The 12,102-nt window shown below is 64.9% G+C and carries 11 protein-coding genes; 6 read left to right on the top strand and 5 right to left on the bottom strand.

Annotated features, from left to right (window positions below; all coding sequences use genetic code 11):
* Positions 1-12 precede the first annotated feature (12 nt).
* Both purN and purM read right to left on the bottom strand, forming a co-directional pair.
* A complete protein-coding gene (purN, locus tag FMM79_RS02925) occupies positions 13-1,002 on the bottom strand; it encodes a phosphoribosylglycinamide formyltransferase (RefSeq protein ID WP_256376768.1) in 990 nt (329 codons plus the stop codon).
* Positions 995-2,098: a phosphoribosylformylglycinamidine cyclo-ligase gene (gene purM, locus FMM79_RS02920; RefSeq protein ID WP_148625950.1), complete on the bottom strand. Its 1,104-nt coding sequence runs from the start codon at positions 2,096-2,098 to the stop codon at positions 995-997. Before purM ends, purN begins: the two co-directional genes overlap by 8 nt.
* Positions 2,099-2,167: 69 nt before the next feature.
* On the opposite strand from purM, the gene FMM79_RS02915 reads away from it, so the two are divergent.
* The 4 genes from FMM79_RS02915 to FMM79_RS02900 all read left to right on the top strand — a co-directional run bounded on the left by FMM79_RS02915 (position 2,168) and on the right by FMM79_RS02900 (position 5,338).
* On the top strand, positions 2,168-3,463 hold the full coding sequence (locus FMM79_RS02915; RefSeq protein WP_148625948.1) for a heavy-metal-associated domain-containing protein: 1,296 nt from the start codon (positions 2,168-2,170) through the stop codon (positions 3,461-3,463).
* 9 nt (positions 3,464-3,472) lie between these two features.
* On the top strand, positions 3,473-4,159 hold the full coding sequence (locus FMM79_RS02910; RefSeq protein ID WP_148625946.1) for an ATPase: 687 nt from the start codon (positions 3,473-3,475) through the stop codon (positions 4,157-4,159).
* 73 nt (positions 4,160-4,232) lie between these two features.
* On the top strand, positions 4,233-4,961 hold the full coding sequence (epsC, locus tag FMM79_RS02905) for a serine O-acetyltransferase EpsC (protein ID WP_148625944.1): 729 nt from the start codon (positions 4,233-4,235) through the stop codon (positions 4,959-4,961).
* A gap of 8 nt (positions 4,962-4,969) precedes the next feature.
* Complete coding sequence (locus tag FMM79_RS02900; RefSeq protein ID WP_371710687.1) at positions 4,970-5,338, top strand: DUF2794 domain-containing protein; 369 nt, start codon at positions 4,970-4,972, stop codon at positions 5,336-5,338.
* Here FMM79_RS02900 and FMM79_RS02895 read toward each other — a convergent pair.
* Positions 5,335-6,237 (bottom strand): SDR family NAD(P)-dependent oxidoreductase, encoded by a 903-nt coding sequence (locus FMM79_RS02895; RefSeq protein ID WP_148625942.1) that lies wholly within the window; start codon positions 6,235-6,237, stop codon positions 5,335-5,337. The two genes, FMM79_RS02900 and FMM79_RS02895, sit on opposite strands and share 4 nt — an antisense overlap.
* A 167-nt stretch (positions 6,238-6,404) precedes the next feature.
* Between FMM79_RS02895 and purS the strand changes: the two genes are divergently transcribed.
* Both purS and purQ read left to right on the top strand, forming a co-directional pair.
* Positions 6,405-6,641, top strand: coding sequence for a phosphoribosylformylglycinamidine synthase subunit PurS (purS, locus tag FMM79_RS02890; RefSeq protein WP_148625940.1), 237 nt, complete (start codon positions 6,405-6,407; stop codon positions 6,639-6,641).
* A complete protein-coding gene (purQ, locus tag FMM79_RS02885) occupies positions 6,641-7,318 on the top strand; it encodes a phosphoribosylformylglycinamidine synthase subunit PurQ (RefSeq protein ID WP_148625938.1) in 678 nt (225 codons plus the stop codon). The genes purS and purQ overlap by 1 nt, the downstream gene beginning before the upstream one ends.
* 85 nt (positions 7,319-7,403) lie before the next feature.
* Here purQ and FMM79_RS02880 read toward each other — a convergent pair whose 3' ends face one another.
* Together FMM79_RS02880 and glmS are read right to left on the bottom strand one after the other, a co-directional pair.
* A complete protein-coding gene (locus tag FMM79_RS02880) occupies positions 7,404-9,776 on the bottom strand; it encodes a bifunctional diguanylate cyclase/phosphodiesterase (RefSeq protein ID WP_148625937.1) in 2,373 nt (790 codons plus the stop codon).
* Between the two features lie 92 nt (positions 9,777-9,868).
* Positions 9,869-11,692: a glutamine--fructose-6-phosphate transaminase (isomerizing) gene (gene glmS / locus FMM79_RS02875; protein WP_148625935.1), complete on the bottom strand. Its 1,824-nt coding sequence runs from the start codon at positions 11,690-11,692 to the stop codon at positions 9,869-9,871.
* Positions 11,693-12,102 lie beyond the last annotated feature (410 nt).

Below are 12,102 nucleotides of genomic sequence, written 5' to 3'. Positions count from 1 at the left end.
CAAAGCCCGTTTTCAGAATTCCTCAGCGGCGCCCTGCAGGCGCGTAAGCCGCTTGGGTGCGGCGCTGCGCCAGCTGCGTTCGAGCCATTCGCGCACGCTGTCCCAATCCATGCCCGGACGGTTGAGCACGACCCCGACCCAGCCCGAAGCGCCATAGTACGCGGGCTTGAAATAGACTTCAGGGTTGCGCTCTGTCAGCGTCTCGATCTCGTCCGCGCCGCTGGTGCGGGCCAGGAGGGCGATGTGCGGTGTGCCGTGGTGCTGGTCGCTGAAGTGGGCGAAGTACTTGCCGCCGACGCGCCATCCCGGGCTTCCGTGCGATTCGCGTTCCTCCACCTCGGGCAGGGCGAGTGCCAGTTCGCGGACCCTTTCAAGCAGCCATGCCGGATCGCGCTCACGGCTGACGAGCGCGGCCAGGCAGCGTGAATAGAGCTGGTGCTCGGCAATGAGAACACGGGCGCCCAGCGTGTCGGGCGTGTCACCGGGCACAATGGCCACCGGCGTCTGGCCCAGGATCGGCCCGTCGTCGAGTTCGGCGGTGACGAGGTGGACGGTGACACCGCCATGGCTGTCACCCGCCTCGATCGCGCGCTCGTGGGTGTGGAGGCCCGTGTACTTGGGCAGGAGCGAGGGGTGTATGTTGACCATCCGGTCCGCCCAGCCCGACACGAATTCGGCCGTCAGGATGCGCATGTAGCCTGCCAGCGCGACCCATTCGGCCCCGCTCTCGCGGATGGCCTTGTCCATGACGGCATCATGCTCGGCGCGCTTCATGCCCTTGTGCGAATGGGCAAAGGTCGCCACGCCCTCGGCGGCGGCCAGGGCAAGGCCCTTGGCCTCCGGATCGTTCGAGGCGACCAGTACGATCTCGTAAGGGCAGTCCGCCGCGCGGCTGGCGTAGAGGAGGGCAGCCATGTTGGTGCCGCTGCCCGATATGAGGACAGCCACCTTCGCCTTCTCGATGCCTGCCTGCGCGCCGGACACGCCGCGGGTGTCAGCCAAGGTGGACGGCCTGCCAGGGCTCGCGCGCGGACCAGGCTTCGGCCGACCCTTGCACGGTGCAGCCCTTTTCGCCAGCCTCAATGGCGCCGATCACGTGCACAGTCTCGCCGGCGGCTTCGAGGTCGCCCTTGAGCGAGGCGGCCTCGTCGGCGCTGACGGCCAGGACCATGCCGATGCCGCAGTTGAAGGTGCGGGCCATTTCGGCGGGCTCGATGTTGCCCTGGGCCTGGAGGAAGGCCATCAGGCGCGGCTGCGCCCAGGCGTCGGCGTCGATGCGGGCATGAAGGCCCTTGGGCAGGACGCGCGGGACGTTCTCGAGGAGGCCGCCGCCGGTGATGTGCGCGAGCGCGTGGATGCGGCCGGAACGGATGAAGGGTAGCAGGCTTTTCACGTAGATGCGCGTGGGCGCGATCAGCGCGTCGATCAGCAGGGTTTCCTGGTCGAAGAGAGCCGGGCGGTCGAGCTTCCAGCCTTTGTCTTCGGCCAGGCGGCGCACCAGCGAGTAGCCGTTGGAATGGACACCCGAGGAAGCCAGGCCAAGCAAGACGTCGCCTTCCTGGACTTTGTCGCCGGTCAGCTGTTCGCCACGCTCGACGGCGCCGACGCAGAAGCCGGCGAGGTCGTAGTCACCTGCTGCGTACATGCCCGGCATCTCGGCGGTTTCGCCGCCGATGAGCGCGCAGCCCGAAATCTTGCAGCCCTCGGCAATGCCCGCGACGACGCGCTCGGCAACGCCGTTCTCAAGCTTTCCGGTGGCGAAGTAATCAAGGAAGAAGAGGGGTTCGGCGCCCTGGACGATAAGATCGTTCACGCACATTGCGACCAGGTCGATGCCGATGTGGTCGTGGCGGTCGTGATCGATGGCCAGCTTGACCTTCGTACCCACGCCGTCGTTCGCGGCGACCAGCAGCGGGTCTTTGTACCCGGCTGCCTTGGGGTCGAAAAAGCCTCCGAAGCCGCCCAGGTCGGCATCGGCGCCTGGACGGGCGGTGGCACGCGCCATCGGTGCGATGGCTTTGACGAGCGCATTGCCGGCGGCGATCGACACACCGGCCTGCTCGTAGGAGTAGCTCTTCTGAGAGTTATCGTCGGACATTGCGGCCGCATAGTGCTTTGTGACTTGGATTTCCATTCCCGTTTGGGCAAAAGGCCCACGGTTTTGAAAATGACACGATCGATTTCCTCCTTCTCACCGCGGCCCGACCGCACGGGCGCGGGCTCTATCTCGCGCAAAACGCTAGGTTATGTACTGGCTGGCATGGCCGTGCTGGGCCTTGGCGGGCTGGGCGTTTCCAGCCTTGTCGCGCAGGTCGAAGGTGATCGCGGGATCCCGCCTCTCGCCAATTCCGCGGATATCCAGGTTGATGGAATCACCGTGGACGTTACCGGCAAGACCGGCGCGGAAGCGCGCCTGAAGGGGTGGAAAGAAGCGCAGAAGCTCGCCTGGAAGAAGCTGGGCGGCCCCGACATGCCCACCGAATCGATTGACGCGATGGTTTCCTCGGTTGTGATCGAGAAGGAACAGGTCGGCCCGCACCGCTACATTGCGACGCTGGGCGTGATCTTCGACAAGGCGAAATCCAGCCAGTACGTCGGCGGCGCGGGCAGTGTCGCCCGTTCGGCGCCCTTGCTGGTGATTCCCGTGCTCTATTCGGGCGGCGTGCAGCAGGTATTCGAGGTTCGTGGCCCCTGGCAGCGCGCCTGGGCCGAGTTCCAGGCCGCCGCGACTCCGGTTGACTATGTCCGGCCCTCGGGCGCGGGCGGCGAATCGCTCATCCTGACCGCCGGGCAGCCTGGTCGGCGCAGCCGCCTGTGGTGGCGTACGATCCTGGGCCAGTTCGACGCCTCGGACGTGCTCATGCCCATGGCGCGTCTTGAACGGCAGTGGCCGGGCGGCCCGGTCAAGGGCACCTTCACGGCGCGATATGGCCCGGATAACACGTATCTTGGCAGCTTTACCCTTGAAGCGCCGTCCGAGCAGGCTCTGCCCGACATGATGGACCAGGCGGTCGAGCGTATGGACGGTCTTTACCGCGAGGCGCTCGCCCGCGGTGATCTCAAGCCCGATTCGACTCTTACAGGTGGTAACGCGCCGCTGGAACGCGCGTTCGCGCAGTTGCGCGAGAAGCTCCTGCCCGCCGGTGGTGTACCTGAAATACCCGTCGCCGAGCCCGCCGTGCCGCAGGCCCCGACCATCGTGACCGAGGAGCCCGCAGGAGCGCCGGTCGAAACGGTCAACGTCCAGTTCGTGACGCCCGATGCCGCTGCGGTCGATGCAGGGCTTGCCGCCGTGCGCGGTGTGCCCGGCGTCGACGGCGCGGCCACGGTCAGCCTTGCGATCGGGGGCACCTCGGTCATGCGGGTCTCGGTGCGGGGCGGTTCGAACCGTCTCGCCAGTGCCTTGCGGGCGCAGGGTTGGCAGGTGTCCGGTTCGGGCGCGACCATCCGGATTTCGCGGTAGGTCCTAGATATGCCCAAGCAGATTGCCCTTCCGCTGTCCGCCTCGAGCGACAGCCCGCCGCGTATCGTGGTGGGCGAGGCCAACGCGGCCGCCATCGACGCGCTGACCGATCCGGGCCGCTGGCCCTTCCACACCGCGATTCTCTATGGCCCGCCGCGTTCGGGTAAGTCGCTGCTGGGCAACTGGTTTGCCGATGGCGGGGGCGGCGTGGTGATCGACAACGCCGAGACGGTGGATGAGGACGTGCTGTTCCACGCTTGGAACCGCGCCCAGGAAACCGGCCAGGCGCTGCTGCTCATAACCAACCGCAAGCGTGCCCCGCAGAAGAAGGCGAAAGGCAAGGCCGCGGCCAAACCCAAGGTGCCTGTGAAGTCCCGGGCAAAGAAGAACGACGGGCTGTGGCACGTGGGTCTTCCCGACCTTGCCTCGCGCCTTGGCGCCGCGCTTCAGCTGGAAATCGAAGAGCCGGACGATGAGATGCTCGCCGAGCTGATCGACGTTCACGCGCAGATGCGCCACCTCGTTCTCGATCCGTCGGCGAGCGCCTATCTTGTACCCAGGGCCGTGCGTAGCCATCTGGGTGCGGAACGTCTGGTCGCGGCCATCGACCGGCTCAGTCTCGAGCGCAAGCAACCGCCTACTCTGGCGATCTGGCGCGAGGCACTGGCCGAGTTCGGGAAGAGCGCCCAGACCTGATCCTGAGACTTGCATGCAGGGGCTTTCGTGGCTGGAACTTGCATCGCACACCGATTGATGGGAGATTCGGGCCATGTTGGGAAAACTCGTCCGTTACCTTGATTCCGTAGTCGCGCGCGATCCTGCGCCGCGCTCGCGTTGGGAAGTTCTGCTCTATCCGGGCGTATGGGCGCTGTTCTTCCACAAGATCTCGCACCGACTTTTCAACGCACGGCTCTTTTTCCTGGCGCGGGCGGTGAACCACTTCTCGCGCTTCATGACCGCGATCGATATCCATCCGGGTGCGACCATCGGCAAGAATTTCTTTATCGACCATGGCTTTACCGTGATCGGCGAGACCGCGTTGATCGGCGACAATGTCACGATCTACCAGTGCGTGACTCTGGGTGGTTCAAACCCGACCAACGGCGTGGGTGGCAAGCGCCACCCGACCCTGGAAGATAATGTCATTGTCGGTTCGGGCGCGCAGATCATCGGGCCTGTCACGATCGGCAAGCGCGCGCGCATCGGTGCCAGCGCGGTTGTGACCGAGAGCGTCCCCGAAGGCGCGACGATGATTGGCGTAAAGGCTCGGTCCACGCTGGTTACGGCAGAAACCTACTCCAAGAAGTTCATGCCCTATGGCACGCCCTGCCGCGAGCCGTGCGAGCCGGCACCCAACCAGCGCGTGGATGAACTGGAAGAGCAGATCGAGGCGCTGCGCAAGGATGTGGCGACGATGACCCAAGCGCTCGGTGCCGCGCACGAAGCGCTCGACCGTGCGGCCAAGACGCCCGACGAACCTGTCTGCAAGGGAGTCTGAACGCGCGCGTGTCGGGACCTGTTGGAATTTCGAACACTCCAGATGCCACTATCGTCGCGTTCCCCGGGCGCGGGCCTCTTCAGGTCGCGTTCGACCGCTTTGAACTGCAGAAGATACTGAACCTCTATGGCCGCATGGTCGCGGCCGGGTTCTGGCGTGACTACGCGATGAACTTCGAGAAGGACGCCGCGCACTTCTCCGTGTTTCGCCGCGCGTCCGAACGCCCTCAGGCGCGCATCGAGAAGCGCCCGGCGCTGCGAGGCAAGCAGGGCATGTGGACGCTGTTTGGCGAAGCGGGGCAGGCCCTGAAGCGCGGGCATGAACTGTCCGGCGTTCTCAGTCCGCTGGAACGCAAACTGCTCAAGGTCGTCGACTAGCTTTCACGGCTGAGGCGCGAGAGCGCGCGGTGCGATTGCTCCATGCCGTTTTCCAGGACGCGCAGGCCACGACGCGTGTCGATGGCATCCCAGGCCATTTCGATCGCTTCGGGTGTGCAGTCCTTGGGTGCCAGCAGGATGCCTTCGTTCATGGTCACATAGGCGCCCTGGAAGACGCCGCCGCTCGCGCCGATGACCGCGTCGCTGGGGGCGTTGCGCGAGACCAGGAAAAGGGCTGCCGGGACCACAGTCTCGGGACTGAAAGCATCGTAAGCCTCATCGGGGAAGATATCGGCGGTGAGGCGCGTTCCCGCCGTAGGCGCAATCGAATTGACACGGATGTCGTACTTGGCGCCCTCGAGACGCAAGGTGCGGGCAAGACCCAGCACACCGGCCTTGGCCGCGCCGTAGTTGGCCTGGCCGAAATTGCCGCCGAGCCCGGTCGAAGACGTTGTCATCAACACCCGGCCATAGGCCTGCTCGCGCATGGTTGCCCAGACCGCCTTGGTGGCATAGGCACTGCCCAGGAGATTGACCCGCACTACCGCTTCGAAGTCGGCCATGTCCATCTTGTGGAAGGTGCGGTCGCGCAAGGTGCCGGCGTTGTTGATGAGGATATGAATCGCGCCCCAGGCGTCCTGCGCGCGCGCGGCCATGGCTTCCATCTGGGCAAAGTCAGAGACATCGCCCGAATCGGCCAAAGCCTCGCCGCCCATCGCGCGGATATCTTCGACCACACGGGCCGCACTGTCCGATTCGCCGCGCCCCTCGGGTGAGGAGCCAAGGTCGTTCACGAGCACCTTCGCGCCGCGCCGCGCCAGTTCCAACGCGTAGGCGCGACCAAGGCCGGTTCCGGCGCCGGTGACGATGGCAACCTGGTTGGCAAAGGAAATGGGCATCGCGAAGGCCTCCACAAGGGACCCGCACCGCACGGGCCCGGTCCGGATGGCACCAACAGCGCGCGCATTCAACGATCAAAAGCGCGCAAGTGGCCTTGCCCCGCGGGGCAAGCGGGGCCATAGGCGCATTTTACCGAATCTGCCGCATTCAGCGAAAGGCCCCCGTGATGAAAGTCCGCGTCCACGTCAGCCTCAAGCCCGGTGTCCTCGATCCGCAGGGCCGCGCGATCCACCACTCGCTCGAAGGGCTCGGCTTTTCGGGCGTCAACGACGTGCGGGCCGGTCGCCTGTTCGAGCTTGATGTCGAGGACGGCGTTTCCGACGAAGCGCTTGACGATATGTGCAAGAAGCTCCTCGCCAACATGGTCATCGAGAACTACCGCATCGAGAAGGTGGCCGCCTGATGGCGTTCCGCTCGGCCGTCATCACGTTCCCGGGCTCCAACTGCGACCGCGACATGGCGGTGGCTCTGGAGAAGGTCTCGGGGGAAGCGTGCACCCGCGTGTGGCACGGGGATTCCGATCTGCCGGAAGAGCTCGATTTCATTGCGCTTCCCGGAGGCTTCTCTTACGGCGATTACCTGCGCTGCGGCGCGATCGCTTCGCGTTCGCCAATCATGCAGGCGGTCATTGCCGCGGCTGACAAGGGCGTGCCGGTGCTGGGCGTATGCAATGGCTTTCAGGTGCTGACCGAAAGCGGCCTCTTGCCCGGTGCACTGCTGCGCAACTCGGTGATCCGCTTCGTGTGCCGCGACGTCACGCTTAAGGTGGAGAATGCGACTTCGCTGTTCACCTCGGGCTACAGTGCAGGCCAGGAGATCTCGATCCCCGTCGCGCACCACGACGGCAACTACTTCGCCGACGATGCGACCCTCGACCGCCTCGAGGGCGAGGGTCAGGTGGCCTTCCGCTACGCCGAGGACATCAACGGTTCCGCCCGCGCTATTGCCGGTGTGCTGAATGCCAAGGGCAATGTCCTTGGTATGATGCCCCATCCCGAGCGCGCGATCGAGGACACCCACGGCGGCAGCGATGGCCGTGCGCTGTTCGAAAGCGCGATTAAGGGCCTCATCGGCGCCTGATCGGTACTTCCTAAGCGACACGAAAAACCGCCCGGAAAGGCTTTGCTTTCCGGGCGGTTTTTCGTTGTGTCTGGTGCACCCTTAGTCAGGCGACGCTCTGGCGTTCGAGGTAGTGCGGATTGACGAAGAGCGCGCGTGCATCCTCCGCGCTCATCGGGCGGCCGAAGAAGTAGCCCTGGATCTTGCGGCAGCCCAGTTCGCGGATCAGCTGGACCTCGTGCTCGGTCTCGACACCTTCGGCCGTCGTCGACATGTCGAGGCTCTCGGCCATGGCGACGACGGCGCGGATGATGGCAATGCTCTCGGCGTTCCCGGTGGCCGCGCTCTGAACGAAGGAACGGTCGACCTTGATCGTCGAGAAGCGCAGCTTGCGCAGGTAGCCGAGCGAGGAATAGCCGGTCCCGAAGTCGTCCAGCGCGACCCCGCAACCCAGTGCCATGATGCGTTCGAGGACGTGGTTTGCGGTCGTGCCGTCACGCAGGAAGATGCTCTCTGTGACCTCGATCTCGAGCCGGTGCGGGGCGAGGCCACTTTCGGCCAGCGCGTTGACCACGCTCGTGGCGAAGTTCGAATCAAGCAGCTGTTCGCCCGAGACATTGACGGCGACGCGCACGTTCTCGGGCCAGGTCACGGCCTGTCTGCAGGCTTCGCGCAGCACCCATTCGCCAATGGGGACGATGAGGCGGGTGTCTTCGGCCAAGGGGATGAACTTGGCCGGGCTGATGAAACCGTGCTCGCGGCTGTGCCAGCGCACCAGTGCCTCGAAGCTCGCCACGCTCTCGTCGGCGGCGTCGACGACGGGCTGGAAATTTAGTGCGAATTCGTCGCGTTCAAGCGCGCGGCGCAAAGCGGATTCGAGCTTCCGGCGTTCCTCGGCGTGGGCATGGAGTGAAGGTTCGTAGCGGTGGTGCACGTTGCCTCCAAGGTCCTTGGCACGGTAGAGTGCAAGGTCAGCGTTGCGCATCAGAGTCTCGACGTCCGCGCCGTCCTGGGGGCCGCAGGCCGATCCGATCGAGGCACCGACGTACAGAGTGTGGTTGTCGATCTCGTAGGGCTGGGCAAGCCGGTCGATCACGCGGCGGGCGAGGATGGAGACCCGGCCCGCATCGGAGACATCGCGCATAACAATGGCGAATTCGTCGCCGCCCAGACGTCCGCACATCTCGCTCTCGCCCATCTGCTCGCGGATGCGGTCCGAGACACAGGCCAGCAACTGGTCCCCCACGAGGTGGCCGAGTGTATCGTTGACCGCTTTGAAGCGATCAAGGTCGATCATCAGGAAGGCACAGCGCGTATGCCACTTGGACGAGTAGGTGAGGGCATCGTCCAGCGCTTCGGTCAGCATCATTCGGTTGGGAAGGCCGGTGAGGGCGTCGTAGCGGGCGAGGTAGGCGATCTTGTCCGAGCTTTCGCGCGCCTCTGTCTCGTCCGAACCGACGCCACGAAAGCCGGTGAAGATCCCGTTTGAATCGAGCTTGGGCGTTCCGGATAGTTCCCACCAGCGCGGACGCCCCTGAATGGTGACGCGCACAAGCAGGTTGGAGAAGCTCTCCCGGCGCTTGATCCGTTCGGCAAGCTCGCGAAGGCTCGGGTGAACCTCCTCGTCCTGCCAGCTGGCACCTGCGATCAGCTCGACGAAGGGCATGCCCTCGATCTCGCTTGCCTGGCGGCCGAGCGCGAAGGCGAAGCGCGGTGAGACTGCCCGGACCCGGCGCTTAGTGTCGGTCTGCCAGAGCCAGTCCGCCTCGTTTTCCTCGTACTCGCGAAGGAGCATCGAGACCACTTCGTCCTTCTCCGAAATGCCAGCCTCGGCCACCTTGGCATTGAGATAGCGGGTCGCGCTCTCGATGGCGCCCCAGATCGTGATGGCGGACATGGCAAGGCTGATCAGCGCCATCTCGAAGGAGCCGGTGATGAGAAAGAACAATGCCGAGGAGCCGCCGATCAGAATGCCGAAGAACAGGGCGGCCATCGGCACGGCGGGCATGAGCAGGGCCGAAGCGCTCAGCATGACGGCGAGGATCGCCCAGATCTGGAAGCGGAGGGAAAGGTCGCCAAGGCCACCGAAGGTCGTCAGCGGCACGGTCCAGGCAAGGGCGTTGAGGCCTACGCCATGGAGCAGGCGGTTGATCTCACTGCGCGAGATGCCGCGCCGATCCGATCCGATGAGGCGCTTGAACATGGTGTAGCTGTGCCACAGCGAAAATCCGGAGACCGCGAACCATCCTGCGAGCGGGAGAAGCGGAACCTTGCCGTAGCAGATAACGACGATGGCCAGCATCGCGGTGACCTGGGTGACACGCCGGATCGTCGAGGCCCGCTGCAGCCCCTGAAACTGGAGGTCGCGCAGGCGCTCCCAGTCGCCCTCGCCGTCCTTCGGGTCGTTCAGACCAAGGACGGCGAGGGTGGGCAGGCGGCTGGGAAGAGCGCGCGTCTGATGGGAGTTTTTCTTCGTCACGTAGGTGTCCCTAGGGACAACCGGTTAGCAGGCGGTAAAAGAGTGCAAAGGATTGCACTGGGCCGATTACCCAAGGTAGTTGCCGAGCCTGATTATTCGACCGTGACGCTCTTGGCGAGGTTGCGCGGCTGGTCGACGTCGGTGCCCTTCGCGCAGGCCACATGGTAGGCAAGCAACTGTACCGGAACGGCATAGACGATCGGCGCGATCAGGGGGTGGACGCGGGGCATCTCGATCGTGGCAATGCAGCCTTCGCCAGCCTCGGCAATACCCTCGGCATCGGAAATCAGGACGACCTTACCGCCTCGTGCGCGCACTTCCTGCATGTTGCTGACCGTCTTCTCGAAGAGTGGCCCGGACGGGGCGAGGACAATGACCGGAACGGCCTCGTCGATCAGTGCGATGGGGCCGTGCTTCATTTCACCCGACGCATAACCTTCGGCGTGAATGTAGCTGATTTCCTTCAGCTTCAGGGCGCCTTCGAGCGCCAGCGGGAAATCCGGACCACGGCCAAGGTAGAGGACATCACGCGCAGGCGCGATGAGATGGGCCATTTGCGCGATCTCGTCGTCGTGGCCGAGCGCAGCGTTGAGGCGCGCAGGCGCTTCAACGAGGTGGGTGACGACCTGGGCTTCCTCGTCCCTGTCCATGCGCCCACGCAGGACAGCGAGGCGTGCGGCCAGTGCGGCCAGGACGGAGAGCTGGCAGGTGAAAGCCTTGGTCGAGGCAACACCGATCTCGGGTCCGGCGTAGGTCGGCAGGAGCAGGTCGGCCTCGCGCGCCATGGTGCTGGTGGGCACGTTGACGACGACCGCGATGGTCTGCCCCTCGGCCTTGCAATGGCGCAGTGCGGCCAGCGTGTCGGCCGTCTCGCCCGATTGCGAGATGAACAGCGAAAGGCCGCCGGGTTCGAGTACGGGATCGCGGTAGCGGAATTCGGAGGCGACATCGATGTCGACGGGAATACGCGCGAAGGTCTCGATCCAGTACTTGGCGACCATGCCTGCGTAGTAGCTTGTGCCGCAGGCGACGATAGTGATGCGGTTGATGCCGCCCAGGTCGAACTCCATCTGGGGCAGGGTGACCGACTGGGAGACCTGGCGGATGTAGCTCGACAGCGTCTGCGCAACCACGGTGGGCTGCTCGAAGATCTCCTTCTGCATGAAGTGGCGATAGTTGCCCTTCTCGATCGCCACGGTCGATGCGCCCGAGGTGACTACCGCGCGTTCAACAGGATTGTTCTGCGCATCGAAAATCTGCGCGCCTTGGCGGGTGATGACGACCCAGTCACCTTCTTCAAGGTAGGTGATGCGCTGGGTCAGCGGAGCAAGGGCGAGCGCGTCCGAGCCCAGGTAGGTTTCTCCCTCACCGTAGCCCACGACGAGCGGAGAGCCGAGCCGCGCACCGATCAGCATGTCGGGATGTTCGCGAAAGGCGATGGCCAGCGCGAAGGCCCCGCGAAGCTCGGGCAGGGCTGCCTTGACTGCATCCTGCGGGGAGAGGCCAGCCTCGACCTGTTCGGATACCAGATGGGCAACGACTTCGGTGTCGGTCTGGCTTTCGAAGGTGCGTCCGCGCGATTCGAGTGATTCGCGCAAAGGACGGAAGTTCTCGATGATCCCGTTATGGACCAGCGCCAGCGTATCGGTCGCGTGGGGGTGGGCGTTCGCTGCGGTGGGGGCGCCGTGGGTGGCCCAGCGCGTGTGGGCGATGCCGATGAGGCCCGGGGCGGGATTACCCGCCAGTTCGCGCACGAGGTTGGCCAGCTTGCCCTCGGCGCGGCGCCTTACCAGCTGGCCACTGTCGACCGTGCAGATCCCGGCGCTGTCATAGCCGCGGTATTCCATACGGCGCAGACCATCGACCAGACGGTCCGCCACCTCTTCCTTGCCGACGATGCCGATAATTCCACACATTGCGCGCCTGTCACCTTTTTGCCGGGGCTCGATCCCGGAGAACCAATGGGCGCAGCGTTAAAGTGCGTGGACGCTGGCTTCCAGCCCAAAGATTCAGTTGTCGTCCGAGGTTTTGTCGGACCAGCGCTTCGTCGTGTGGATGCGGAGCAGTCCGCGATGCCAACTCGCTGGCTCGCACCTGGCGCAGACGGATCGCATTCTCGCGGTGGCTTCCGGCTCGGCGCGCCGAGCCGCACAGGAGGGCCATGCCAGAAAAGTCCAACCCAGTGGCTGAACTGGCGTTGCAGATCGCGGCAATCTGTTCGGTGCTGCAAAGGAGGAGGCCTTGGTCGCTCGATGCGGTGGACGAGGTCGGGCACGGACGGCCATGAAGCCAGGTCAGAGTGAGGCCGCAGGCCAGGCAGGCGCCA

It is taken from the genome of Novosphingobium sp. BW1, from assembly GCF_008107685.1.
GTDB lineage: Bacteria > Pseudomonadota > Alphaproteobacteria > Sphingomonadales > Sphingomonadaceae > Novosphingobium.
The sequence above is the reverse complement of the archived record's forward strand: the minus strand, read 5'-3'. Positions and strand labels throughout refer to the sequence as shown.